Annotated in this window: 27 protein-coding genes and 1 tRNA gene; 1 reads left to right on the top strand and 27 read right to left on the bottom strand. The window is 66.8% G+C overall.

All coding sequences use genetic code 11. The features are described from left to right. Positions 1 to 330: 330 nt before the first annotated feature. From alr to rnr, 9 genes are all read right to left on the bottom strand, one after another. Positions 331 to 1,440, bottom strand: a complete 1,110-nt coding sequence (alr, locus tag C995_RS0103415; RefSeq protein WP_018863600.1) for an alanine racemase — start codon at positions 1,438 to 1,440, stop codon at positions 331 to 333. Positions 1,441 to 1,448: 8 nt separating this feature from the next. Further along, positions 1,449 to 2,813: a replicative DNA helicase gene (gene dnaB, locus C995_RS0103410; protein WP_018863599.1), complete on the bottom strand. Its 1,365-nt coding sequence runs from the start codon at positions 2,811 to 2,813 to the stop codon at positions 1,449 to 1,451. 85 nt (positions 2,814 to 2,898) lie between these two features. Further along, positions 2,899 to 3,348 (bottom strand): 50S ribosomal protein L9, encoded by a 450-nt coding sequence (rplI, locus tag C995_RS0103405; protein WP_018863598.1) that lies wholly within the window; start codon positions 3,346 to 3,348, stop codon positions 2,899 to 2,901. Positions 3,349 to 3,416: 68 nt separating this feature from the next. Beyond that, a complete protein-coding gene (locus C995_RS0103400) occupies positions 3,417 to 4,364 on the bottom strand; it encodes a hypothetical protein (protein WP_018863597.1) in 948 nt (315 codons plus the stop codon). A 31-nt stretch (positions 4,365 to 4,395) separates the two neighbouring features. Then, positions 4,396 to 4,620: a 30S ribosomal protein S18 gene (gene rpsR, locus C995_RS0103395; RefSeq protein ID WP_012983300.1), complete on the bottom strand. Its 225-nt coding sequence runs from the start codon at positions 4,618 to 4,620 to the stop codon at positions 4,396 to 4,398. Between the two features lie 42 nt (positions 4,621 to 4,662). Then, entirely contained in the window at positions 4,663 to 5,067 is a 405-nt protein-coding gene (gene rpsF, locus C995_RS0103390; RefSeq protein ID WP_018863596.1) for a 30S ribosomal protein S6, read from the bottom strand. Between the two features lie 165 nt (positions 5,068 to 5,232). Then, positions 5,233 to 5,700, bottom strand: a complete 468-nt coding sequence (locus C995_RS0103385; protein ID WP_018863595.1) for a cytochrome c — start codon at positions 5,698 to 5,700, stop codon at positions 5,233 to 5,235. A gap of 407 nt (positions 5,701 to 6,107) precedes the next feature. Further along, a complete protein-coding gene (gene rlmB, locus C995_RS0103380) occupies positions 6,108 to 6,863 on the bottom strand; it encodes a 23S rRNA (guanosine(2251)-2'-O)-methyltransferase RlmB (RefSeq protein WP_018863594.1) in 756 nt (251 codons plus the stop codon). Positions 6,864 to 6,877: 14 nt separating this feature from the next. After that, positions 6,878 to 9,361, bottom strand: coding sequence for a ribonuclease R (rnr, locus tag C995_RS0103375; RefSeq protein WP_018863593.1), 2,484 nt, complete (start codon positions 9,359 to 9,361; stop codon positions 6,878 to 6,880). Between the two features lie 241 nt (positions 9,362 to 9,602). On the opposite strand from rnr, the gene C995_RS0103370 reads away from it, so the two are divergent. Continuing rightward, positions 9,603 to 9,689 (top strand) — tRNA-Leu (locus C995_RS0103370). Between the two features lie 152 nt (positions 9,690 to 9,841). Here C995_RS0103370 and C995_RS0103365 read toward each other — a convergent pair. From C995_RS0103365 to rpoE, 18 genes are all read right to left on the bottom strand, one after another. Further along, positions 9,842 to 11,137 carry an adenylosuccinate synthase gene (locus tag C995_RS0103365; RefSeq protein WP_018863592.1) on the bottom strand — a complete coding sequence of 432 codons (1,296 nt, stop codon included), beginning with the start codon at positions 11,135 to 11,137 and terminating at the stop codon, positions 9,842 to 9,844. Between the two features lie 4 nt (positions 11,138 to 11,141). Further along, positions 11,142 to 12,326: an ATP phosphoribosyltransferase regulatory subunit gene (locus C995_RS0103360; protein WP_026278919.1), complete on the bottom strand. Its 1,185-nt coding sequence runs from the start codon at positions 12,324 to 12,326 to the stop codon at positions 11,142 to 11,144. A gap of 129 nt (positions 12,327 to 12,455) precedes the next feature. Beyond that, positions 12,456 to 13,340 (bottom strand): protease modulator HflC, encoded by an 885-nt coding sequence (gene hflC / locus C995_RS0103355; protein ID WP_018863590.1) that lies wholly within the window; start codon positions 13,338 to 13,340, stop codon positions 12,456 to 12,458. After that, positions 13,340 to 14,557, bottom strand: a complete 1,218-nt coding sequence (gene hflK / locus C995_RS0103350) for an FtsH protease activity modulator HflK (protein WP_026278918.1) — start codon at positions 14,555 to 14,557, stop codon at positions 13,340 to 13,342. The genes hflC and hflK overlap by 1 nt, the downstream gene beginning before the upstream one ends. 124 nt (positions 14,558 to 14,681) lie before the next feature. After that, positions 14,682 to 15,062 (bottom strand): holo-ACP synthase, encoded by a 381-nt coding sequence (gene acpS, locus C995_RS0103345; protein WP_018863588.1) that lies wholly within the window; start codon positions 15,060 to 15,062, stop codon positions 14,682 to 14,684. A gap of 7 nt (positions 15,063 to 15,069) precedes the next feature. Then, the gene (locus C995_RS0103340; protein WP_018863587.1) at positions 15,070 to 15,837 is read right to left on the bottom strand and encodes a pyridoxine 5'-phosphate synthase; all 768 of its coding nucleotides are present in this window, start codon (positions 15,835 to 15,837) and stop codon (positions 15,070 to 15,072) included. 36 nt (positions 15,838 to 15,873) lie between these two features. Further along, the gene (locus C995_RS0103335; RefSeq protein WP_018863586.1) at positions 15,874 to 16,533 is read right to left on the bottom strand and encodes a DNA repair protein RecO; all 660 of its coding nucleotides are present in this window, start codon (positions 16,531 to 16,533) and stop codon (positions 15,874 to 15,876) included. A 16-nt stretch (positions 16,534 to 16,549) separates the two neighbouring features. Then, positions 16,550 to 17,461: a GTPase Era gene (gene era, locus C995_RS0103330; RefSeq protein WP_018863585.1), complete on the bottom strand. Its 912-nt coding sequence runs from the start codon at positions 17,459 to 17,461 to the stop codon at positions 16,550 to 16,552. A 5-nt stretch (positions 17,462 to 17,466) separates the two neighbouring features. Beyond that, complete coding sequence (gene rnc / locus C995_RS0103325) at positions 17,467 to 18,174, bottom strand: ribonuclease III (RefSeq protein ID WP_026278916.1); 708 nt, start codon at positions 18,172 to 18,174, stop codon at positions 17,467 to 17,469. 15 nt (positions 18,175 to 18,189) lie between these two features. Then, complete coding sequence (locus tag C995_RS0103320) at positions 18,190 to 18,546, bottom strand: DUF4845 domain-containing protein (RefSeq protein WP_018863583.1); 357 nt, start codon at positions 18,544 to 18,546, stop codon at positions 18,190 to 18,192. Positions 18,547 to 18,599: 53 nt separating this feature from the next. Then, the gene (lepB, locus tag C995_RS0103315) at positions 18,600 to 19,370 is read right to left on the bottom strand and encodes a signal peptidase I (RefSeq protein ID WP_018863582.1); all 771 of its coding nucleotides are present in this window, start codon (positions 19,368 to 19,370) and stop codon (positions 18,600 to 18,602) included. 51 nt (positions 19,371 to 19,421) lie between these two features. After that, positions 19,422 to 21,227, bottom strand: coding sequence for a translation elongation factor 4 (lepA, locus tag C995_RS0103310; protein WP_018863581.1), 1,806 nt, complete (start codon positions 21,225 to 21,227; stop codon positions 19,422 to 19,424). Then, positions 21,224 to 21,463, bottom strand: a complete 240-nt coding sequence (locus C995_RS0103305) for a glutaredoxin family protein (protein ID WP_026278915.1) — start codon at positions 21,461 to 21,463, stop codon at positions 21,224 to 21,226. Before C995_RS0103305 ends, lepA begins: the two co-directional genes overlap by 4 nt. 52 nt (positions 21,464 to 21,515) lie before the next feature. Then, the gene (locus C995_RS0103300) at positions 21,516 to 22,946 is read right to left on the bottom strand and encodes a DegQ family serine endoprotease (RefSeq protein ID WP_018863579.1); all 1,431 of its coding nucleotides are present in this window, start codon (positions 22,944 to 22,946) and stop codon (positions 21,516 to 21,518) included. Positions 22,947 to 23,022: 76 nt separating this feature from the next. Beyond that, a complete protein-coding gene (locus C995_RS0103295) occupies positions 23,023 to 23,508 on the bottom strand; it encodes a SoxR reducing system RseC family protein (protein WP_018863578.1) in 486 nt (161 codons plus the stop codon). Positions 23,509 to 23,513: 5 nt separating this feature from the next. Beyond that, positions 23,514 to 24,500, bottom strand: coding sequence for a MucB/RseB C-terminal domain-containing protein (locus C995_RS0103290; RefSeq protein ID WP_018863577.1), 987 nt, complete (start codon positions 24,498 to 24,500; stop codon positions 23,514 to 23,516). A 6-nt stretch (positions 24,501 to 24,506) separates the two neighbouring features. Further along, complete coding sequence (locus C995_RS0103285; RefSeq protein ID WP_018863576.1) at positions 24,507 to 25,076, bottom strand: sigma-E factor negative regulatory protein; 570 nt, start codon at positions 25,074 to 25,076, stop codon at positions 24,507 to 24,509. An 11-nt stretch (positions 25,077 to 25,087) separates the two neighbouring features. Then, on the bottom strand, positions 25,088 to 25,669 hold the full coding sequence (gene rpoE / locus C995_RS0103280) for an RNA polymerase sigma factor RpoE (protein ID WP_018863575.1): 582 nt from the start codon (positions 25,667 to 25,669) through the stop codon (positions 25,088 to 25,090). Between the last annotated feature and the right edge of the window lie 11 nt (positions 25,670 to 25,680).

Below are 25,680 nucleotides of genomic sequence, written 5' to 3'. Positions count from 1 at the left end.
GAAGTCGGTCATCGCGGCATCCTAGGGAAACACTGATTAATGTACACGCTCGCGCTCGAGTCGCTTTTGCGTGCGAACAAGGCGCGGCGACTGCCGTGCAGTCATTCTGCACAAGGGAGCCGCAACGCCGAACGCGCGCAAAAGCGGCCGAGCCCCTTCGTTCATTAAGTTGTGGGGTTGGCACCCCAGGTTCCCCGATCCTGCGTTGCGCCGCTTGCGGGTAGAACCACTACCCGCTGCACGACGCGCCTTGTCTCGGAAAACCTGGGGTGCCAACGCGAGTGTGTACATTAATCAGTGTTTCCCTGGAATCCGGGATGCGACAGTGTATCAGCGCGCCGGCTGCAGGCGGTCCGCCACGCGCGTCAGCAGCTCGTAGCTGATGGTGCCAGCCGCGCGTGCGACCCGTTCCACCGGCAGGCCCTCGCCCCACAGCGTGACGGGATCGCCGACCTTGGCCTGTGGGCAGTCGGTCAGATCCACCGCCAGCATGTCCATGGAGACGCGCCCGATCAGCGGACAGATCCGGTCGCCCACCCGCACCGGCGTGCCTGACGGGGCATGGCGCGGATAGCCATCGGCGTAGCCCATGGCCACGATGCCGGCGCGACCGGGCGCAGCGGCAGTCCAGGTCGCCCCGTAGCCGACCGTGCTGCCCGGCTCCAGGGGCTGGACCGCGATGATCGGGGCCTGCACGGTCATCGCCGGGCGCAGGTCGGCCTGCGGCCCTTCCGGCGGGGCATCCGCCGGGACCGAGGCCGGATGGGCCCCGTAGAGCATGATCCCGGGCCGCGCCCAGCAGACGCGCTCGGGGTCCAGACCTGACGCCCGCCCCCAGCCCGCGAACAGCGCCGCGGAGTTGGCCACGCTGGCATGCCCCGGCAGCGGCGAGGCCGCCGCGACGAAGCGCTCCAGCTGGCGGGCGTTCTGCGGGTGTTCGGGCTCGTCGGCGCAGGCCAGGTGGGTCATCCAGTGCAGGCCGAGGGCCCCGTGCCCGGCCGCGCGCAGGCGCCGGGTCACGCCTTCGGCGTCCAGCGGGTCGAAGCCGAGACGGTTCATGCCGGTGTTGAGTTTGATCCATACGGTGGGGAGCCGGACCGGGACCGCATCCAGGTGACCGAGCTGGGCGGCCTCGTGGATCACCGGCTCCAGGCCCAGCTCGTGACAGGCACGCACATCGCCAGCATCGTGCGGCCCCTGCAGCACCAGCAGCGCGCCGTCAAAGCCCGCCTCGCGCAGGGCCCGGGCCTCGCCGATCTGGGAGACGGCCAGCCCGTCGGAGGCCCCCGCCAGCGCCTCGGCCGCCCAAAACAGGCCGTGGCCGTAGCCTTCGGCCTTGATCACGGCCCACATGGAGACACCCGGTGCGAGGCGGCGCGCCACGGCCAGGTTGTGCCGCAGGGCCTCGGGATGGAGCTGGATGCTGGCCGCGCGCCTCACGCCGCTTGTCAGGCCTGCTGGCCGACCTCGCCGTAGACATCCGGGGCGTAGTTCTCGAAGCGGGTGAACTGCCCGCGAAAGGTCAGGCGCACGGTGCCGATCGGGCCGTTACGCTGCTTGGCGATGATGATCTCGGCCGTGCCCTTGTCCGGCGATTCCTCGTTGTAGACCTCATCCCGGTAGACAAAAGCAATGATATCCGCGTCCTGCTCGATGGCCCCGGATTCGCGCAGGTCGGACATCACCGGGCGCTTGTTCGGACGCTGTTCCAGCGAGCGATTGAGCTGGGAGAGCGCGACCATCGGCACGCTCAGCTCCTTGGCCAGCGCCTTCAACGAGCGCGAGATCTCCGAGATCTCGTGCGCGCGGCTCTCGCCGCTGCCGGGAAACTGCATCAGCTGCAGATAGTCGACCACGATCAACTTGAGGCCCTTGTGCTCGCGCATCAAGCGACGCGTACGGGCACGCAGCTCGGTCGGCGACAGCGCCGGGGTGTCGTCGATGAACAGCGGTGCGGTGGACAGCATCTGCACCGCGCTGGTCAGCCGCGGCCAGTCGCCGTCGTCCAGGCGGCCGGAACGCAGTTTCTGCTGGTTGATCCGCCCCATCGACGAGAGCAGACGCATCGCCAGCTGCTCGCCGGGCATCTCCATGGAGAAGATCGCGACGGGCTCGGCGTTCTTCATCGCCACGTACTCGGCGATGTTCATCGCGAACGAGGTCTTGCCCATCGAGGGGCGACCCGCGACGATCACCAGGTCTCCGGGGTTCAGTCCGGAGGTCAGGCGGTCGAGGTCTTCGTAGCCGGTGGCGACCCCGGTGATCGGATTCTGGGTTTCGTAGAGGTACTCGATCTGCTCGACCGCGGCGGTCAGCAGCGGCTTCATGCCGCGAAAACCCTGAGCCCCGCGCGCGCCCTGCTCGGCGATGCGGAAGACCTTCTGCTCGGCCAGATCCAGGAGCTCCTTGGATTCCCGACCGTCGGGCGCAAAGGCCGAGTCGGCGATCTCGGTGCCCACCGAGATCAGGGAACGCAGGATGGAGCGCTCGCGGACGATATCCGCATAGGCGACGATGTTGGCGGCGCTCGGGGTTTCGGCCGCCAGGCGGCCCAGATAGGCCATACCGCCCGCCTCTTCCAGCTCGGAGGTACGTTCGAGCTGCTCCGACACGGTCACCATGTCGAACGGGGCGTTGCGTTCGGCCAGGGCGGCCACCGCCCGGAAGATCAGGCGGTGGTCGTGGCGATAGAAGTCTTCATCCGTAATGCGGTCCGCCACCCGGTCCCAGGCGGCGTTATCCAGCATCAGCCCGCCGAGGACCGACTGTTCGGCCTCCTCGGAATGCGGCGGGATGCGCGGATTCGGCGTCATGGGCCGGTTCATGCCCGGGGGCACCCGAACCGGCCAGCCTGCCGGGCATCAGCGACCTGTGGCCACTCTCCCGACATGGAAAGGATCACTCCTCGCCGACGACCACGACGTGGATCTCGATATCCACGTCCGAATGCAGGTGCAGACCCACCTCGAACTCGCCGGTGGTGCGCAGCGGACCTTCCGGCATGCGCACTTCCTTCTTCTCCACCTCGGTGCCCTTGGCGGTCAGGGCGTCGGCGATATCGGCGGGGCCGATGGAACCGAACAGCTTGCCTTCGCCACCGGACTTGGCGGTGATCTCCAGCACGGTGCCTTCCAGCTGTGCCTTGCGCGCCTCGGCGGCGGCTAGCGCCTCGGCGGCGGCCTTTTCCAGCTCCGCACGGCGCGCCTCGAACTCGGCAATGTTCTCCGGGGTGGCAAACTTGGCCTTGCCCTGCGGCAGCAGGTAATTGCGGGCGAAGCCGGAGCGCACGGTCACGCGGTCACCCAGACCACCCAGGTTATCGATCTTTTCCAGCAGAATGACTTCCATCTTCAGTATTCCTGTAACGTTGGGTCAGCCCCCAAAAGGGCGCATTCTACACCGGTCGCGGACCGGCCTCACGAATTGTTGTCGCCATCCGGCCCGTCACCCGAACCCTTGCGCCCGCCCAGCACGCCAAGGCGCGAACGGATATCCGCCCAGGCATCGATCACCCCGATCGTCGCCAGCAGCAGAAACACCTGGGGCAGGGCCAGCGCCATCAGCACGTACATACCCACCAGCCAGAAGCTGCTCATGTTCTGGTGATGCGTCAGCGCATGCACCAGCGCAATCCCCTGGAGGAAAAACAGCACCCCCAGGATGAACGCCAGCTCGGTCGCCAGCGGCACCGGGCCGAGATGCCCGATCAGCCCCAGGGCGACGGTGACGCCACTCATGGCGCGCCCGAACTGCAGCGATCGGAACTCCTCGCCAAATGCCCCCGGGTTGTACAGAAGCGCCTGCCAGTAGCGACCGATCAGCAGACTCAGCGTCAGGCTCAGCAGCACGATCCCGGCGAAAAGCCCCGTCAGGTAGGGCGCCGCGCGGCGCAGCGCGGCCTCCAGTTCCTGAGGGCCGGTGTCGGTACCCTCGACCAGCGGGCCCAGCAGGGCCATGCCCGCCTCGGACCAGGCCGTCTGCAGATCCGGGACCAGGGCATGAACCGCCAGCACGCCAAGCCCGGCAACCATCGCGCCGGCCTTCAACGTCATGCGCCAGGAGACGGTGCGACGCAGGACCTCGGCCAACAGCACCACGGGTGCCCACTGCACAAACCCCGCGGCCAAGCCCGCCATCGGCGGGGCCTCCGGGATCAGCACGAACATCGCGGCCCCCAGCACTAGCGCCGACAGCGCGGCGACGAGCAGGGCCTGCCCAAGGCCGACACGCAGGCCGACCAGTGCAATCAGGGCACTGCTGACGATCGCGATCGGCGGCAGGAAGAGCCCCGCAACGCCAAAACCGGAGACCGCGCCCACGGCGCGGCCCCGGCTTTTCATCGCGAATTCGGCCAGTACACGCATGGCCGTGCGTCCGGGCGAACCGGAGCGCGGATCAGTGGTTGTCGCTGTACGGCAGCAGCGCGAGATAGCGCGCGCGCTTCACGGCCGTGGCCAGCTGACGCTGATACTTCGCACTGGTGCCGGTCACGCGGCTGGGCACGATCTTGCCGGTCTCGGTGACAAAACCCTTCAGCAGGTTCAGGTCCTTGTAATCGATGTAATCGATGCCTTCGGCGGTGAACTTGCAGTACTTGCGGCGACGCGGAAAACGGGCCATTTCAGATCTCCTTCGAAAATTCGGTCAACGGGCGGGCGGGACTTACTCGGCGGAGGCCGAGTCGTCGGAGGCGGCCTGGCCGCCTTCGTCGTCACGCTCGCGGCGACGGCCCTTGGCACCTTCCTCTTCCTGGCCCTTGGCCAGCGGGGAGGCTTCGGTGACGGCCTCTTCCATGCGCATGGCCAGGTGGCGCAGCACGGCATCGTTGAACCGGAAGGCACTGACCAGTTCTTCCAGTGCCTCTTCCGAGGCCTCGATGTTCATCAGCACATAGTGGGCCTTGACCAGCTTCTGGATCGGGTAGGCCAGCTGACGACGGCCCCAGTCTTCCAGACGGTGGATCTTGCCCTGATGGCCTTCGACCAGGCCCTTGTAGCGCTCGATCATCGCCGGGACCTGCTCGCTCTGATCCGGGTGGACCAGGAACACAACTTCGTAATGACGCATTTTCGACTCCTTGCGGGTATCAGCCTCCCGTCGGCGCGGTGAGGCAAGGATTCCGCCCGCCGGAAAACCGGCAGACGCAAAGGCGCGATACCTTAAACGAACTGGGCCCCGGCAACAAGCCCGATGGCCCGCGCCCGCGGCATCGCGCGACTCCCGGCACTTGAGTCAGTCCTCGGCCACCGGCCACTCATCGTCCGGGATGATCCCGTCGTCGCGCTGCTCGTGCCGCACCCAGGCGACGATATCCGCCACATCCTGATGATCCAGACCGGGAACCGGCGGCATGTCGCCGTATTCCCAGTGATGTGCGACCACCCCGCGCTCGACCGCGATGAAGAACGTGACGTCGGCATGATGCGACGGCTCGTAGATCCGGTGGATCAGCGCCGGCCCCTGCTCGGTACCGCGGGCATCGGCACCATGACACTCGGCGCAGCTCTGCGCGAAACGCTCCCGCCCGACCTGTGGATCCCCCACCAGTTCGATGTTAATGCCCTGGATGGGATAGGGCGCGCGCTCCTGCTGTACCGCATCCGAGGCTTCATCGCCACATCCCGCGAGGATCAGGCTCAGCCCCACGACAGCGGCGGCCAGGGCGGACCGGGTGATAGTGGTCGTCCGGGGGCGGACCATGGTTCGATTTTTCACTGGCATGTTGAATTCCTCTCATTCGAAAACGAAAACGGATGTCCGCCAGGACATCCTGGACACAAAACGCGTCAGGTCTTCGGCGGAGGACTGGGGGGTTCGCGGGGTGATCTCGCGCCCAGAGGCCCGGGCTCTGCGGCTGCCACCAATGGGCCCGAAACCACGGGAGGGCTGGAGGACGGAGGAACGGCGCAGCAGCCGTGACCGAGGCAGTCGGCCGTCTCCGCGCCATGCTCGCCGTGGAGATCCACACATACACACCCCGGATCGCTACCGCTGATGGCCGCCACAGCGGCTGGCTGCACGGAGGCAAGGACCAGTGCCGCCATCAGCAGGGATAGCAGCGACCACCACCGCACGGAACCGGATCGCAAGTACATTCCTGGAGCGTATCAGGCGCGGCGCTGACGCCGGGCTTCGAACAGCGTGATCCCGGTCGCCACCGAGACATTCAGGCTCTCCACCGTGCCGGCGATCGGGATTCTGGCGAGATGATCGCAGGCCTCGCGGGTCAGGCGCCGCATGCCCTCGCCCTCGGCCCCCATCACGATTGCGGTCGGCGGACGCAGATCCACCGCATAAAGGTCCTCGCGCGCGGCACCGTCGAGGCCCACGGTCCACATGCCGGCATCCTTCAATGCCGCCAGGGTCCGCGCGAGGTTGCCGACCGCGACCACCGGCACGGTTTCCGCCGCGCCCGAGGCGACCTTGATCGCCGCCGGCGTGAGCGCCGCGCTGTGGTGTCGGGGTGTCACGATGGCACCGGCACCGGCCGCGTCCGCGGTGCGCAGGCAGGCGCCCAGGTTGTGCGGATCGGTCACTCCGTCCAGCACCAGCACGAGGTCCAGCCCGTCCTGTACCCGCTGGAGCAGGGTCTTTTCGTCCACCATTGGGCGCGGCGCGCAATGCACGATCACGCCCTGATGCTGAAACCCGGGGTGGTGCTGGTCGAGCTTGTCGCGCCCCGCCCGCTCGATCGAGATCCCGCGTGCCTGGGCCTGCTCCAGCAAATGCGCCAGCGCCGGCTCCAGGGTGCCGCTCGCCAGCTGCAGCAGGCGCACGCGCTCCGGGGCATGCTGCAGCACGGCGGCGACCGCGTGAATCCCGCCGAAGGACTCGCCGCGGGGCCCCTTGCCGCCCTTGCCCATCTTCCGAATCCCGACTAGGAGGCGCTGGACGAACGGCGCCGGCGACCACGACGACGCCGGCCGGACTTGCCACCGGGCTCGCCATCGGTGCCCGACGGCGTTTCCGAAGCGTCGGCGGACGGCGCCTCGGGGGTCGGGGCTTCCGTGGCGGACTCCGGCGACTTGCCGCGACCGCGCCCACCGCGACGGCGGCGCTTCTTCTTCGGCGGGGCGTCGTCCTGGCCCTGCTCGGGGGCGGCCTCCGGCGCCGGCTGCACGGCCTCGGCGTCCTTGCGCTTGCGACCGCGGCCGCCCTTCTTCTTCGGCGCGGTCTCGGCTTGCGGCTCTTCGGCCAGTGCCAGATCGATCTTGCGATCGTCCAGGCTGACACGCACGACCTGCACCCGCACCTCGTCGCCAATGCGGAACACGCGCCCGCCGCGTTCGCCGGTCAGCGTGTGGCGCGACGGCTCGAAGTGGTAGAAGTCGTTATCGAGTGCGGTCACATGCACCAGGCCCTCGATGTAGACATCCTTGATCTCGACGAACAGCCCGAATCCGGTCACCCCAGAGACCACGCCGTCAAAGGTCTCGCCGACCTTGTCCTGCATGTATTCGGCCTTGAGCCAGGCGACCGCGTCGCGCGTGGCGTCGTCCGCACGGCGCTCCGCCATGGAGCAGTGCTCGCCGAGCGATTCCATGTCGTTGTGCGAATAAGGGAAGGCCTTGTTGCTGCCCTTGCGCAGCACATGGCGAATCCCGCGATGCACCAGCAGATCCGGGTAGCGCCGGATCGGTGAGGTGAAGTGGGCGTAGTCATCCAGCGCCAGCCCGAAGTGGCCGTCCAGTTCGGGGGCGTACACTGCCTGGCTCAGCGAGCGCAGCAGCACGGTCTGGATCAGCTGCTGGTCGGGGCGCTTCTTCGCCGCCTTCAGCACATCGGTGTAGTCACGGGGGCTCGGCTCGCTGCCCCCGCCGAGCGTCAGGCCCACCCCATTGAGAAAGTCGCGCAGGTCGTCGACCTTGTCCGTCGGCGGCTGGTCATGGATACGGTAGAGCGCCGGCACCTTGTGCTTCTTGAGAAAGCGCGCGGCCGCCACGTTCGCCATGATCATGCATTCCTCGACCATGCGATGCGCGTCGTTGCGCTCGGTCGGCACGATCTGCTCGATCTTGCGATCCTCGCCGAACAGAATCTTGGTCTCGGTGGTATCGAAATCGATCGCACCGCGGCGGTTGCGCGCGGCGTGCAGCGCCTTGAAGACCTCCTGCAGGGTCTCCAGGTGGGGCATGACGTGGCCATTCTGCTCGCGCAATTGCGCATCGCCGTCGAGCATCGCGGCGACGTCCTCGTAGATCAGGCGCGCATGCGAGCGGATCAGGCCCTCGTGGAAGCGATAGCCCTTCAGCGCGCCGCGGGCACCGATCTCCATCTCGCAGACCATGCTCAGCCGATCCACGTTCGGGTTCAGCGAGCACAGTCCGTTGGACAGCACCTCCGGCAGCATCGGGATCACGTTGTTCGGGAAATACACCGAGGTCCCGCGCGTACGTGCCTCGCGGTCCAGTGCCGCATCCCGCTCGACATAGTGCGACACGTCCGCGATCGCCACCCACAGGCGCCAGCCTTTGCCGTCTCGCTCGCAGTACAGCGCATCGTCAAAGTCGCGCGCGTCATCGCCATCGATGGTCACGAACGGCTTCTCGCGCAGGTCCAGACGACCCTTCTTGGCCTTCTCGCTGACCTCGGCACCCAGCTCGTCGGCCGCGGCGGTAACCTCTTCTGGCCACTCGTGCGGCAGGCCGTGGGCACGGATCGCGATATCGATCTCCATGCCGGGCGCCATGTGCTCGCCCAGCACCTCGATCACGTCGCCGCGCAGGCGCGCCGTGCGCGACGCGGACTCGCGGATGCGCACGACCACGATCTGGTCGTCCCCGGCCTCGCCCAGCCCGTCGGGCGGCACCAGGATGTCGTGCGTGATGCGCTTGTTGTCCGGGGTCAGGACACCCACCCCGTCCTCGATGCGCAGGCGCCCGACCACCTGGGTTGTGTTGTGTTCGAGGACCTCGACGATGCCGCCCTCGCGGCGACCGCGACGATCCACGCCCATGACCCGCGCCAGCACGCGGTCGCCATGGAACACACCGCGCATCTGGCGCGGCGACAGGAACAGATCGTCGTCCTGCTCGTCCGGCACCAGAAAGCCGAAGCCGTCCGGGTGGCCGATCACGCGACCGCGGATCAGGTCTTCCTGGTTGACCGGGAGATAGGCGCCGCGCCGGTTGCAAAGGGCCTGGCCGTCGCGCTCCATCGCCTTCAGGCGGCGGCGCAGGGCCTCGAGACGGTCGTCGTCGGCGATCTCCAGCCGCTCGGCGATCTCGTCATAGGACAGGGGGTTGTCGGCTTCCTGCAGGAGCCCGAGGATGAACTCGCGGCTGGGGATGGGATTGTCGTACTTCTGCGCCTCGCGCTCGAAATTGGGATCGGCCGGCGCCTTGCTTCTTTTTCTTGGCATTCAAACAACTCGTTGGATGATTCGGTGGCCACCAGCCGAAAACCGGCAGCGCAAGGGACATATTATGCGGCATGTGAAGATTCGCTGCCGGAAACGCCGAGGCGGGGCACGCGAACCCAGTCTCATGTTCGCCGCCATCGGTCAGGGCGGCGTGACGGGCGTTGACAGACCTTTGGCCGCGCACTATATTGCGCGCTCCTGAAGCGCAGGACCCGGTCTCGCACCGGCGATCCGACCTCGTGCCGAGGTGGCGGAATTGGTAGACGCGCTAGCTTCAGGTGCTAGTGAGCGAAAGCTCGTGGAGGTTCAAGTCCTCTCCTCGGCACCATTTCTCTGCTTCCCGAATCCCGTAACGAAACCGTTCTGACCAACGACCCATTTGGGTGACGGTACAGCCGTGGGCGTTGTGCGCTCGCGCGTGCGGCACGGGGGCGTCCCACACCGCACGCCGAGGCCGTCACCCCGGGTGAAGGCCCGCCATCAGCGTTCGAACGGGTCCCGCATCACCAGTGTTTCGTCGCGATCCGGCCCGGTGGAGATCATGTCGATCGGGACCCCCACCACCTCGGACAGGCGTTCCAGATAGGCCCGCGCCGCCGCCGGCAGCTTGTCGTATTCGCGAATCCCCACGGTGGACTCCTGCCAGCCCGGCATCTCCTCGTAGATCGGCTTGCAGGCTGCATAGGCCTCGGCCCCGGACGGCGGCACCTCGCGGCGCTCGCCATCACAGTCATAGCCGACACAGACCTGCACGCTCTCCAGCCCGTCGAGCACGTCCAGCTTGGTCATGCACAGGCCGCTGATGCTGTTGATCGCGACCGCACGCTTGAGCGCGACCGCATCGAACCAGCCACAGCGCCGGGCACGCCCGGTGGTGGAACCGAACTCGTTGCCCCGGGTGGCCAGGTGCTCGCCCATATTGTCGAACAGCTCGGTCGGAAACGGCCCGGCCCCGACACGGGTGGTGTAGGCCTTGGTGATCCCCAGTACGTAGTCGATATCCCGCGGACCGACACCGGCGCCCGTCGAGGCACCCCCGGCGGTGGTATTGGACGAGGTAACGAACGGATAGGTCCCGTGGTCGATGTCCAGCAGGGTGCCCTGGGCACCCTCGAACATCACGTCCCGCCCCTGGGCCCGCAGCTCGTGCAGCCGCCCGGCGACGTCCGCGACCATCGGCTGCAGCCGCTCGGCATGCGCCAGACACTGCTCCAGCACTTCCTGCTGGTCGATGGTCGGGGCCTTGAAGTAATGCTTCAGGGCGAAGTTGTGATAGTCCATCACCTCGCCCAGCTTGGCGGCCAGGCGCTCGCGGTGGAACAGGTCGTCCAGGCGCAGACCGCGACGCGCGACCTTGTCCTCGTAGGCAGGTCCGATCCCGCGCCCGGTGGTCCCGATCGCGGCCTTGCCGCGCGCCTTTTCACGTGCGTGGTCGAGTGCCACGTGGTAGGGCAGGATCAACTGGCAGGCGTCCGACAGACGCAGACGGTCCGCCACGGGCACGCCCCTGGCCTCGAGCTCTTCCATCTCGGTAATGAGCGCCTCGGGCGAGAGCACGACGCCGTTGCCGATCATGCACTCCACGCCTTCGCGCAGGATCCCGGACGGGATCAGGTGCAGCACGGTCTTCTCGCCATCGATCACCAGGGTATGTCCGGCATTGTGCCCGCCCTGAAAGCGCACGACAGCGGCTGCGTCCTCGGTCAGGCGGTCGACGATCTTGCCCTTGCCCTCGTCACCCCACTGACTGCCCAGTACGACTACGAAACGTCCCATCGGCTCAGTACTCCACTACCGTCCAGGCCCCGTCGCGCCGCTCGAGGCGCGCATCGGCGGGGGGTTCATTGGTTTGCCCTTCCAGGTCGCGCACGACACGGTTGCCACGCGCACGCAGGTCGGCGATCGCAGCCTCCATGGCCACGTCACCCGAGGCGGGCGCGCGAACGGTGCGCCGCAGCACAGGCGGCGCCACTTCGGTACGGCGCAGCAACTCGCGCAGATCGGTGCTGAATCCGGTCGCCGCCCGCGCGCGGCCAAAGACGCCGCCGATATCGTTGTAGCGGCCACCCCGTGCGATCGCCTGCCCGGATCCAGGAACAAACACTGCGAAGACGAGGCCCGTGTGGTAGGCATAGCCGCGCAACTCGCCAAGATCGACGTGGAGATCCACATTCGGCTGCGTCGCCTCCAGGCGCTCCGCCACCGCCTGCAGGTGATCGAGGGCCGCCCCCACCTCGGCCGGCGCATCGGCCAGGACCTCGCGCGCGGTCGCGATCACCCCGGCGTCACCATTGAGATCCACCAGGGCACGCAGGCGTCGGCAGACCGCCGCGTCCATGCCTTCGGCCTCCCATGCCCCGAGGGTCTGCTCGATCTCGGGGACGCTCTTGCGCTGCAGCTGGTCGAAGAAGGCCTGTTCGCGCTCACTGTCCAGGCCGGCCTCGCGCGCCAGGGCACGATAGATCCCGACATGACCCAGGTCCATGCTCGGCTGGTAGACACCGCAGATCTCCAGGGTCGCGAGCATCAGGCGGATGATTTCGAGATCGGAGTCTAGGCCGTCATGGCCGAACAGCTCGGCCCCCGCCTGCAACGGACTGCGCGACCCGGACCAGTCGTCCGCACGCGTACGCAGCGTACTGCCGACATAACACAGCCGGTTCGGTCCGTCGATCTTCAGGCGATGGGCATCGATGCGCGCCACCTGCGGGGTCAGATCCGCGCGCACTCCCATCAGGCGACCATTCATCTGGTCGGTCAATTTGAAGGTCTGCAGATCCAGCGCGTGGCCCGCGCCCACCAGCAAGGACTCCAGGTACTCCGCCAGCGGCGGCATGACCAGGTCATAGCCCCAGGTATCGAACTGATCCAGCACCCGGCGGCGCAGGCCCTCCAGGTGCCGCGCAGCATCCGGCAGCGCCTCGTCCAGGCCATCCGGCAGCAGCCAGCGGTTGATCTCGCTCATCTCGTCCCTGTCCTTGTCCTGTGCCACCCGTCAGACGGGCGCTCCCGGCATGACTCGGGCCCGGAGGTCCGGGCCCGAATCGAACCGTGATTGCGTGCCGGGCCACCCGCGATGGCGCCCGGCCCCGTGTTACTGGGTCGGCAACGGTGCCGGCCGCTCTCCGCCCGGGGCGTTGAAGAACCGGAAGAACTCGGAGTTCGGCTCCAGGATAAAGGTGCTCTTCTCGCCGCTCATGCTGTTGCGATAGGCGATCAGGCTCCGGTAGAAGCGGAAGAACTCCTCGTCCTCGCCGAACGAACGACCCAGCGTCTCGGTGGCGCGGGCATCACCGGCACCCCGGATCTCCTCGGAGTCGCGGTAGGCGTTCGCGAGGATAACCGTACGGTCACGGTCGGCACGCGAGCGGATGCGCTCGGCTTCCTCCTGACCACGGGCACGGAAGTCCTGCGCCACGCGCTCACGCTCGGCGCGCATACGCTCGTACACCGACTCGGAGACCTCGTCCGGCAGGTCCATCCGGCGGATGCGCACATCCACCAGGTTGATCCCCAGCTCCAGCGCCGTCTCCAGCGCCGTCTGGCGCACCGCGCCCATGATCGTCAGGCGCTCGCCGGCGACCACGTCCTGCAGCTCGTAACGGGCGAACTCGTTACGCATGCCGTCGCGCAGGATCTGTGCGAGGCGCTCCTCGGCCAGACGCTCGTCACCCCGGGTGGAGCGGTAGAACTGACCGACATCGTCGATCCGCCACTTGGCGTAGAAGTCGACGATGATGTTCTTCGCCTCGGAGGTCAGGAACCGATCCGGCGGGATGTTCAGCGTCATGATCCGGGCGTCGAATTTCTCGACGTTCTGGATCAGCGGAAACTTGAAGTGCAGACCAGGCTCGGGGTCGACCTGACGGATCTCCCCCAGGGCAAACTTGATCACGCGCTCGCGCTCGTCGACGGTGTAGGTCGACAGCGCCACCACGATCCCGATGACGACAACGGCGATACCGGCTATGCGTAGCATTAGCGCACCTCCCGCGCGCGCTGGGCCGCCGGATCGCGGCTACCCAGTCGATTGACAGTCGTTCCCGGGGTGGCCTCGATACCCGGACGGCTGGTATCGATCGGTCGCGGGGTCGGCCTGTCGTCCGCATTGGTACGGGTGTCGGTACGGAACAGCTGGTCCAGCGGCAGCATCATCAGGTTGTTGCTCCGGCCCACGTCGAGCATGACCGTACGGGAGTCCTCGAGCACGGCCTCGACAGCCTCCAGGTACAGACGGTCGCGGGTCACCTCCGGATACTGCTGGTATTCCACCAGCAGCTGATCGAAGCGCGCCGCGTCACCATCGGCCTGCGCAATCACCTGATCGCGATAGGCCTCGGCCTCCTCGAGGATACGAGCGGCCTGACCACGGGCCCGCGGGATCACGCCATTGGCGTAGGCCTCGGCCTCGTTGCGGAAACGCACCTCGTCCTCGCGCGCACGAATCGCGTCGGCGAAGGCCTCCTGCACCGGCTCGGGCGGCTGCGCCTGCTGCATGGACACGGCGGTCACGGTGATACCGGCGCCGTAGGAGTCGAGGTTTTCCTGCATGACCACACGCGCGGACGAGGCGATCTCGCCGCGCCCTTCGCCGAGGATGAAGTCCAGATTGCTCTTGCCCACGCGCTCGCGGATCGCGGATTCCATGACCTGGTTTACGGTGGAGTCCGGGTTGCGCACGTTGAAGAGGAAATCGACCAGATCGAGGATGCGGTACTGCACCGCGATATCGACGTCGATGATGTTCTCGTCCCCGGTCAGCATCAGCGCGCGGTGCTCGATGGTTCGCACGTTATCCACGTTGACGATCTCGATCCGCTCAATCGGATACGGCAGGTGCCAGCCGGGACCCGGATTCTTCACTTCCTGGAAGGCGCCAAAGCGCAGGACCACGCCGCGCTCGCCTTCGGAGATGATGTGGAATCCCGAGGCCAGCCAGACCACCAGCGCGATGATGAGACCCAGGCTGACCAGGGCCTGGGTACCGCGCCCCATGCCACCACCGGAGCCTCCCCCGGAATCGCCATCGCCCCCACCGCCGAAGATTCCGTTCAGCTGGCGCGACAGCTTGCGCATCATTTCTTCAAGATCGGGGGGCTGGTTGCCCCCGCCGCCACCGCTACCACTACCGCGCTGGCCACCGCCGCCCCCACTCCAGGGGTCGCGGTTACTGTTTCCCGGTTCGTTCCAGGGCATGGACTGGACTCCGTCACTCGCTCAGGGCTGGCACCATCCGTTCACCCGACACGGATGGGCATAAGGGGCCACATTCTAGGGAGCCGCCCCCAACCGGGCAACCACGACCGGAGGGAAAAGCGGGTTACTCACCACCCTCGAGGACGACAAAGGCCTGTGCATACTCGCGCTCGTCGCTGATGCTCAGATGGATGACGACCACCCCGAGGCGTTCAGCGGTCGCCCGCGCGCGACCCTCCAGCACGAATTCCGGGCGCCCGCGAGCATCATGGGTGACCCCGGCCTCGGCGAGCCCCATGTCCGCACCGACCCCGCAGCCCAGCGCCTTGGCCAGGGCCTCCTTGGCCGCGAAGCGCCGTGCCAGAAATCCCGCCGGGTGCTCCGGCGGCAGATCGGAGCGCTCCACCGGATGCAGGATACGCTCGGCCAGCCGCCGCCCGTGCCGCTCCCACATGCCCTGCATGCGCGCCACCTGGACGAGGTCGGTGCCGATGCCGAGGATCATTCGTCGCTCACACCGGATACTGGCCAACCGGAAGACCCGCTCGGGCAGCATCCATCAGTCCGCGCATGTGGCTGACCGCCTCCGGCAGCCCCGTAAACAGGGCCCGGGCCACGATGGAATGGCCAATGTTCAACTCGTGAAACACGGGATTGGCGGCGATCGGACGAACGTTGTCGTAGTCGAGACCGTGACCGGCGTTGATCACCAACCCCATCCGACGCCCCGCCTCGGCTGCCTCGTTGATTCCCGCCAGCAGCCGTTCGCGCTCGGCCGCGTCGTGCGCGTTCGCATAGGCCCCGGTATGCAGCTCCACCACCGGGGCACCGATCGCGACCGCCGCTTCCAGCTGGCGCACGTCCGGCTCAACGAACAGCGAGACCTCGACCCCGGCCGTCCTCAGAGGGGCCACAAAGTCGCGCAGCCGGTCGAGTTGGCCAGCCGCGTCCAGGCCACCCTCGGTAGTCAGTTCCTCGCGCTTCTCCGGCACAATGCAGCAGGCCTCGGGCCGCAATTTCAACGCAATCGCCTGCATGCCTTCGGTAGCCGCCATCTCCAGGTTCATGGGCACCGCAAGCCTTGGCTTGATGCCGAAGACATCGTCGTCCTGGATATGGCGGCGATCCTCGCGCAGATGCAGGGTGATCGAGTCCGCGCCGCTGGCCTCGGCCAGGCGCACCGCCTGCATCAGGTCCGGATACGGCGTGTGACGCGCCTGACGAATCGTGGCGATGTGATCGAGGTTGACGCCCAGCTTGAGCGGTGCGGGATGCGACATGATGCGAGTGGCCTTGTAGTTGGATCCGGGCCGGGGCTACAGCAGCGCTCGCGTGCGCAGCGCGCGACCGGCCAGGTGATGATCAATCAGGGCGCGCATGAAGTCGCGCGCCAAGCGGGCATGATTATCCGGGACCGCCTGCCCCGAGGCCAGCGCCCGCAGGGCCTCCCCGGAGATGGCGCCCGCGCGGCCCGGTGCCGCGGGCTCCAGCCCCGTCTCGGGCTCGTAACGATACCAGGCCGCCGGCTCAAGCTCGGCGACATCGACATGCTCAAGCCCGGAATCAATCGGTAGCAGCAGCGCCCATTCGGCACGACGCAACACCACGTCCGCGCGTTCGCGGGCCGCCAGCCGCGCATAGGCCGTCAGCAGGGCCGGCAGCGCCTCGGGGATCGGGGCCTCGCGCGGATAGAGGCGCAACACCAGCTCATTCAGATACAGACCGCAGACCAGCGCCCGCCCGGTCAGCGGAAAGACCCGCTGCTGCTCCGCCACCTGCAGGGTAGGCAGCTCGCCACGACCCCGCCAGGCCAGATCCAGCAGCACAAAGGGCTGTACCGAGCCCGCCTTGCCGCGCACCACCGCCGCCACACGCCCGGCCTCGCCCGTCAGCAGCTCCAGCACACGGCTGTTCTCACGCAGGGCACGCGCATGCAGGACCACGCCCTGGGTGACGGCCGTCGCCGCGCCACTCATGCGCGCCGCGGGGCCTTCACCGGGGTTCTTCGATGCCCAGCTCGCGCAGGGCGCGCGGGTTCCGGGTCCAGTCGGCCTCGACGCGCACCGTCAGGCGCAGCATGACCTTGCGCCCCAGCAGCTCTTCCAGCTGCAGACGCGCCGCTTGCCCGATCCGCTTCAGGCGCTGCCCACCCTTGCCGATCACGATCCCCTTCTGGCTGTCGCGCTCGACCATGATGACGGCATCGATATGCGTGGTCCGGGGCTCGTCGGACCACTGCTCCACGCGCACGGCCACCGAGTACGGGACCTCCTGGCCCAGGCTTTCCAGCAGGGACTCGCGGATCATCTCCTCGGCGCGGAAGCGCTCCGGGCGATCGGACAGCTGCTCGGGATCGTAGAGGAAGGGTCCCGCGGGCAGGTGGGCCCGGATCTCGTCGATCAGGCCTGCGACGTTAGAGCCGGTCTTCGCCGACAGCGGGACGACGCCGGCGTACGGCAGCGCCTCGGTCCGCGCCGCGATGAACGGCAGCAGCTCTTCTTTCTCCCGCGCCCGATCGACCTTGTTGATCACCAGTAGCGCCGGCCGCCCGGACTGGCGGATCAAGTGCTCGATGCGCTCGTCCCCCTCGCCAAAGCGTCCCGCCTCGACCAGGAAACAGACCAGGTCCGCGTCGGCCAGGGCCTGACTGGCCGTACGGTTCAGTACCCGGTTCACCAGGCGCGTGCGCTCGGTATCGATCCCCGGGGTGTCCATCAGCACGATCTGGTCGTTCCCCTCGGTCACGATGCCGAGGATGCGATTGCGCGTGGTGTGCGGGCGCCGGGTGGTCGCCGCCAGCTTCTCGCCCACCAGGCGGTTCATCAGCGTGGTCTTGCCGACATTCGGGCGGCCGACCAGCGCGACCAGCCCACAACGGGTCCCGGAATCGGAGGCACTGTTCATGTCGCTCACTGCTCCTGGGCCTGCTGCAATCGCCGCAGCGCCGCCTCGGCCGCGGCCTGCTCCGCGCGCCGCCGGGATGAGCCCTCGCCGCGCTGCGCCCAGCCCTGGGTGGGCAGATGCACGGAAACGGTGAAACGGCGTTGGTGATCGGGACCCACCACCTCGAGGACCTCGTAGACGGGCAGTTCCGCATTGCGACCCTGCAGCTGTTCCTGCAGCCGCGTCTTCGGGTCCTTCAGGGACTCGGCGGAAGGGAGGTTCCCCAGGCGCTCGGCATAGAGTGCAAGGGTGAAATCGCGCGCGGCCTGCATGCCGGCCTCGCGATAGGTCACGCCAATCAGCGCCTCGATCGCATCGGCGAGGATGGAATCGCGCCGCTGCCCGCCGCTCTTGCGTTCCCCCTGGCCGAGGTTGAGCGTCCCTTCAAGCCCCGACTCGCGGGCCAGGGCCGCCAGCGACTCGCGATTGACCAGCGCCGCGCGCAGGCGGGTGAGATCCCCCTCCGGCGCGTCCGGCAGCTGCTCGTACAGTGCATCGGCAATGACCAGCCCCAGGACCGCATCGCCGAGAAACTCCAGGCGCTCGTTGTTGCGCCCGCCGGCGCTGCGATGGGTCAGGGCCTGGCGGATGCCCTCGCCCTCGCGCACCGACTCCGGAAGCAAATCGCGAAAATCGCGACTCGCACTCGATCGTTGAAGGTTACGTTCTGACAATCCCACAGTGTTTCGCTAGGGCGACAGGGTTTCGCTGCGGGAGAAACGCGCGACCACGTCGACGTTGCCCAGGAACTCACGGCGGACTTCGTATTCCAGATGCATATGTCGGCGATCGCCCTCCTCCGTCACCGAGAAGTCGTCCTCCTCGATCCCGTCGTACACCGAGTTGATCTGGAACCGGCGATTCATCTCGCGCCACAGTTCCCGCTCGCTCTTCTCGGCCGCGCCCGGCTGGGCCGCAACATCCTGCATGATCGAACGTACGGTCAGGTACTGGGTGTACTGCGTGCCCATCTTGATCACGAAGGTCCCGACCAGCAGGGCCAGCAGAATCAACGCCATAATCGTCAGGGCACCCGCCCCGCGCATGGAATGTCTGGAATGCCGAATCATTGCCTGCCCCTGTTGCCTGTGCCCACTGCCTAGCGAATCGCCTGGCCAATGCGGGAAAAGTCCCTGTGCCCTTCATTGTAATCCCAATGCAGCCAGATAAAGAGGGCACGCCCCACCAGCAGCTCCTCGGAGACGAACCCCCAGGTCCGGCTGTCATTGGAATTGTCACGATTGTCCCCGACCATGAAGTAATGGCCTTCGGGCACGGTCACCGAGCCATCCAGGCTCGGACGCTCCTCGCGCATCAGCGTCGTGTAGGTGCGCCCGTCGAGGGTCTCCTCGTACAGCGAGGCCCCGGACATGACTTCCCCGGAGCCCTCGCCCTCGAAGGTCCCCACACGGTCGGCCGACTGCTCCTCGCCGTTGACATACAGCACGCGATCGCGGAACTCGATGGTATCGCCCGGCAGCCCGATCACCCGCTTGATGTAGTCCTCTTGCGGGTTGCGCGGGTACTTGAACACCACGACCTCGCCACGCTCGGGCTTGCCTACATCGAAGATTTTCGTCCGGGTCACGGGCAGGCGAACCCCGTAGGAGAACTTGTTCACCATGATGAAGTCACCCACCAGCAGGGTCGGCATCATGGAGCCTGAAGGGATGCGAAACGGCTCGGCCACAAAGGAGCGCAGCACCAGCACAATCAGCAACACCGGGAAGAACGAACGCGAATAGTCCACGAACCACGGCATGCGCGCCTGACGCTCGGGGCTCAGCCGCCGCCGCAGGAGCACCCAGCCCAGCCAGATCAGGCCCGTTGCGGCCGTGGCCAGTACCAGGATCAGTTCCAGATTCGCCATGTATTGTCCTCGATCACCGCCTTGCGGCGTGCCCGCTCCGACCCGGGCGCGTTATTTGTCGTCGCCGACCGACAGCACCGCCAGGAAGGCCTCCTGCGGCACGTCCACCTTGCCAATCGACTTCATGCGTTTCTTGCCGGCCTTCTGCTTCTCCAGCAGCTTGCGCTTGCGCGAGACGTCGCCGCCGTAGCACTTGGCCAGCACATTCTTGCGCATCGCCTTGACCGTGGAGCGCGCGATAATCTTCGAGCCGATCGCCGCCTGGATCGCCACCTCGTACATCTGCCGCGGGATGATCTTGGCCATGCGCTCGGTCAGCTCGCGACCGCGCGACTCCGCATGGTCACGATGCACGATCCCGGACAGGGCATCCACCCGCTCGCCGTTGATCAGGATGTCCACGCGCACCAGCGGAGCGGCCTGGAAGCGCCGCGGCTGGTAGTCGAACGAGGCGTAGCCACGGGTCGCGGACTTCAGCCGGTCGAAGAAATCCAGCATCACTTCGGACATCGGCAGTTCGTAGGACAACTGCACCTGACGCCCCAGATACTGCATCTTCGTCTGCACCCCGCGCTTCTCGACGCACAGGGTAATCACCGCGCCCACATAGTCCTGCGGCACGAGGATGTTCGCCTCGATGATCGGCTCGCGGATCTCGGCGATCTCGTTGCTCGGCGGCAGTCCGGAGGGGTTGTGCACCATGACCACCTCGCCGTCGCTCTTTTCCACCTCGTAGACCACCGTCGGCGCGGTAGTAATCAGGTCGAGTCCGTACTCGCGCTCCAGGCGCTCCTGCACGATCTCCATGTGCAGCATGCCCAGGAAACCGCAGCGAAAGCCAAAGCCCAGCGCCTGCGAGGTCTCCGGTTCGAAGGACAGCGCCGCATCGTTCAGGCGCAGCTTGTCCAGCGCCTCGCGCAGGTCGTTGAAGTCGTCCGCGCTGACCGGGAACAGCCCGGCGAATACCCGCGGCTGGATCTCCTGGAAGCCCGGCACCGGCTCGTCGGCCGGGTTGTTGAAATCGGTGAAGGTGTCGCCCACCTTGGCACCGGAGATGTCCTTGATGGTCGCGATCAGGTAGCCGACCTCGCCGACCTCCAGGGTCTCGCGGTCCACCGGCTTCGGCGTGAACACCCCGACCCGGCTGACCTCGTGGGCACGCCCGACGGACATCGCCTTGATCTTCTGCCCCGCATAGAAGCGCCCGGCCTTCACCCGTACCAGCGCGACCACGCCCAGGTAGTTGTCGTACCAGGAGTCGATCACCAGCGCCTTGGGCGAGGCGTCGGCATCCCCCTCCGGCGGCGGGATCCGGCGCACGATCTCCTCCAGCAGCTCGGCAATGCCCTCGCCGGTCTTGGCGGAGACGCGCAGGGCATCGGTGGCCTCGATGCCGATCACGTCCTCGATCTCGGCCGCCACACGATCCGGTTCGGCCGCCGGCAAGTCGATCTTGTTCAGCACCGGGACGACCTCGAGCCCCTGGTCGATCGCGGTGTAGCAGTTAGCCACACTCTGCGCCTCCACACCCTGGGAGGCGTCGACCACCAGCAGCGCGCCCTCGCAGGCATAGAGCGAACGCGACACCTCGTAGGAGAAGTCCACATGCCCCGGGGTATCGATGAAGTTCAGCTGGTAGCGCTGCCCGTCCTGGGCGTCGTAGAACAGCGAGACGCTCTGCGCCTTGATGGTGATCCCGCGCTCGCGCTCCAGGTCCATCGAGTCCAGCACCTGCTCGGACATTTCGCGCTCGCTCAGGCCATGGCAGCCCTGGATCAGGCGGTCGGCCAGCGTGGACTTGCCGTGGTCGATATGCGCGATGATGGAGAAATTGCGGGTCAGGCGAGTTTCGGTCATGCAGGGGCCAGTAGGTCCAGCAGTGCCTTTCGGTCGAGGAAATGGCAGCAAAGAATGTCGCCGTCGACCGCAAGCACCGGGACCTTCGCGCTGAAACGCGCGCGAAGATCCGGGTCCTCGTCGATGTCGACGACCTCGAGAGCGAAAGTATAACGACTTTTGAGGGCCGAAAGCTCTGCGAGCATCTGCTCGCAGAGCCCGCAGCCCTCGCGGTGATACAGCGTCAGGGTCCGCATCATGATCGCCGCCGCCACCCGGGCGCACGGCACCCGGGTCCCGGCAGGACCATCATTCGGACGGGATGCGCAGGGCGATAAAGGTCGGGTTGCCGTCGCGCTGGATCAGGACCGGAACCGTACGCCCGGTGCCCGCGTCCTCGATCTGCTCTTCCAGCTCTTCCAGCGAATCCACCGAGTGGCGACCGAACTGCACGATCACGTCACCCGGGCGAATGCCGGAGGAGCGGGCCGGATTGCCCGTCACCTCGGTAACCACCAGCCCGCCGTCCAGGCCCAGCTCCTCGGCCTGGGCGGCATCCAGCGGCTCCAGGTGCATCCCGAGCAGGCTTTGCGGCTCGGCGCGCTCTTCCTGCTCCGGCTGGCGACCGCCGCGTTCGGCCGCGACGTCATCCGGCAGGCGCTCGATCTCGACCGTAATGGTCTTGGTCTCCTCGCCCCGGCGGATCTCCACCTCGGCCTCGGTTCCCACCGGCGTGCGGCCCACGATCGGCGGCAGCGCGGAGGAATTCGGCACATCGATACCGTTGAACCTGAGGATCACATCCCCTGTCTCGAAACCGGCTTTCTCCGCCGGGCTGTCCGACTGCACCCGTGCCACCAGGGCACCGGCGGGCTTGTCCATGCCGAACGAATCGGCCAGATCGCGCGTAACCTCCTGGATCAGCACGCCGAGCCAGCCACGCGTCACCTCGCCGTGCTCGCGCAGCTGCATGACCACGTCCTCGACCATCTCGATCGGGACCGCGAACGACAGGCCCATGAAGCCACCCGTCCGGCTGTAGATCTGGGCATTGATCCCCACGACCTTGCCGTCCAGGTTCAGCAGCGGGCCACCGGAATTGCCCGGATTGATCGCGACATCGGTCTGGATGAACGGGACGTAGTTCTCGGTCGGGAGGTTGCGCCCCTTGGCGCTGACGATCCCGGCGGTCACGGAGTGGTCAAAGCCGAACGGCGAGCCGATCGCCAGCACCCACTCGCCGACCTTGAGCTCATCCGAAGAACCCAGCTCCAGTGTCGGCAGGTCGTCGGCGTCGATCTTCAGCAGGGCCACATCGCTTTGCGGGTCCTTGCCGATCACCTCGGCGTCAAACACGCGACGGTCGGAGAGGTGCACCACGACCTCGGAGGCTCCCTCGACCACATGATTCGCCGTGATGATGTAGCCGTCCTCGGTGTAGATGAAGCCGGAGCCCAGCGAGCTGCGCTCCGGCATACGGCCTTCGCCGCCCTCGCCTCGCCCGCCACCTGGGGGCGCGCCAAAGAAACGCTCGAACAGGTCCTCGAACGGAGACCCCTCGAAATCGGGGTGTCCGCCGGTCTGGCCTCCCTCGCGCTCCCGCGTGGTGGAGATATTGACCACCGCCGGGCTGTGCTCCTCCGCCAGCGGGACGAAATCCGGGAGCATGCGGGCCGAGACCGGCAGCGAGAAGGCGAAAAGGATCAGCCCCAGCAGGGCCCATTGTATCGGTCGCGTCATGTTTGAACCCGTTCTTGCTCGTGCGTTCATGCTCTAGAAAATTCGCACCGGCACAAGTTCCCGGTGTTCACCTGCATTATTCGGTCGGGCGTGGACGGCCTGCGGCACTCACGATGCCGGCCTCGGGCTCGCGCCGCAGGAATACCGGCGCCAGATCGGGGGCACGGTGGCGCATCCAGTAGCGCACCGCGCCCAGGCCCAGCACAAACCCGGCCGCCCCGGCCAGCAGCAGCCACCCCTCGCCCAGTGCCGGCCAGATCCACATCAGCAGCCCCGGGACGGCCACCAGGCCCAGCAATGGCAGCAGATACATGGCCAGGGCACCCGAGACCAGAGCCTGGTCGCGAATGCCGATGATCACACGGTCCCCGGCGCGGAGCTGGCCGGGGTGGCCAATGGTCACCTCCACGGCCTTGCGCCCCAGCACCTCGGACAACACGCCACTACCGCAGCCGGTGCGTGCGGAGCAGCTCCCGCAGGTGGACTGGCGCTCGATCCGTACGCGCGCGCTGTGCGCCTCGGCCGACAGCACAACGCCCTGTTCCTCGATCCAGTGCCCCACGGCGCTTACTCGCCCGCGGCGCCCCGGTAATAGACGGCGCCCAGCACCTTCTGGACCGTCGCGTGCGGCACATCGCCCACCGCCGTAACCTGATGCCCGGCCATTACCCGTGCCGCGGCATGGGTAGCACCGGCGCGGGTCGTACCCTCGAAGCTCTTCTCGCCATCCGCCGGTTCCACATAGACCGAGACCGAGGCCAGGCCATCACTCAACACAAAGTGGCGCGAGACCTCGTCGCCATTGCCAAGCGACCGCTCCGTGGCCGCGACCGCCCGAAAGCCGGGGGGCAGTTCAGCAAACTTCCAGCCACCCAGACCGTTGTCCTCGTCCCACTGCGGCTTCTTGTGGCCGCGATCCGCGCGCACCTCGATATACTCGGCATCGTCGGTGGTCGGCTCGAGCTCGCTCTCGTCAATCTGATCCGTCAGCTCGAGGTCCGTGAAGGCAAGACGTTCCAGCAACTTCCCGCGGGGATCGTACAGCTCGCTCAGCAGCGGCAGGGCGCTGTCCACGTGCAGACAATAGCGGTGGCTGTAGCGCAGGACGTCCCTGGCTCGCGCCATCACAAGCGTGCAGGGGTAACCGGCCACACGATCCAGCCCCTGGATCTTCAATGCATAAAGATCATGCTCTTCCAGAAGCGAGACCGGTGCGCCGGCGGGGCCAAGCGGCGACTGCGCGCCGTCACTCGATGCTCCGCGAGCGCCCTTGATCGCACTCAGACGGTCGACCGAACGAACGATCTCCCGCTCGGCACCCGTCAAGGTTTCCAGACGCTCACGATAACCCCCATCCTCGGCAGCATGTACCACCCGGATGGTGTCAAGACGATCTTCGCGCTGCAGCACGAAGGTGCCCACATAGCTCTCGGCATGCAGGCTCGTCATCATGCGCTCGAGCCAGGCCGAGGGCGAAGCGGCGTCGTCCGCCAGGGCCTGCCCCGAAAGGCAGAAGGCGGTTGCGGCCAGAACGAGCGGCAGCCCGCGCCACATGGCGATTTACTCTTCGCTGACCGAGTAGCGTACGCGCCCCAGGGCCGAGGAACCCGGACCGGTCAGTTCGGCGTGATTCTCGAGGTACCGGGCAAACCGCGGGTCCAGCGACTCGGCACCTTCCACCTGGGCCGGGTCGTCACCACTGGCGCCGGAGCTGGCCGTCTGCACGTCACCCTCGGCCGCCGGGGTGCCACTTTCCACGGCCACCGGGGTGGCCTCATGGCCGGGGCGGTCCCCCAGCATCTGCATACCCACCAGTGTCACCATCGCCACGGCCGCAGCCACACCGGTACCGGCGACCGGCTTCAGCCAGCGCGGCGATGCGCGTCGAGGTTCTCCCTGCAGCGCGGGTTCGGCCGCCAGCGCCGCTCGAATGTCGTCCCTGAAATGCGCGGGGGCCGTGTGCCGCAGCCCACCACGCAGACTGTCACCGATCAGGTGATAACGTTCCCACTGAATACGATCTTGTTCGGATTTGACCAGTTCGTCGATCAGACGCCGCGTCTCGAAGTCATCCGTTTCTCCGTCTACGAGGGCGGATAGACGTTCACTCTTGGTGACTTGTTCTTTCATGATGCTTCTCGTCATTCTTCGTCTAACAAAGGACGCAAGGTCCGGTCGATGGCCTCACGGGCCCGAAAGATGCGCGATCGCACAGTACCGATCGGACATCCCATCGTCTGCGCGATTTCCTCGTAACTCAGTCCCTCGATTTCGCGCAACGTGATTGCCATGCGAAGGTCGTCGGGCAGATTCTCGATGGTGCGCTGCACCGCGCCTTCTATCTCCTCGGACAAGAGCTCCCCCTCCGGGGTTGCATTGTCCTTGAGAGCGGAGTCCCCGCTCATCTGTTCCGCGTCCTGTGCGTCGACTTCGGCCTCCGGCCGCCGCCGTCCCTGGGAAACCAGGTAGTTCTTGGCGGTATTAATGGCGATGCGGTAGAGCCAGGTATAGAACGCACTCTCGCCGCGAAAGTTCGCCAGCCCCTTGTAGGCCTTGATGAAGGCCTCCTGGGACACATCCAGGGCGGCAGCCTGATCATGCACATAACGCCCGACCAGGTTCACGATCTTGTGCTGGTACTTCAGCACGAGAATGTCGAAAGCCGCCTTGTCGCCGTTTTGTACGCGTTTGACCAGGGCCTCGTCGGAAGCCTTCTCGCTCATGCGGGGGCTCC

The organism is Thioalkalivibrio sp. ARh3 (assembly GCF_000377265.1).
In the GTDB taxonomy this organism is placed as follows: Bacteria; Pseudomonadota; Gammaproteobacteria; order Ectothiorhodospirales; family Ectothiorhodospiraceae; genus Thioalkalivibrio; species Thioalkalivibrio thiocyanoxidans.
The sequence above is the reverse complement of the archived record's forward strand: the minus strand, read 5'-3'. Positions and strand labels throughout refer to the sequence as shown.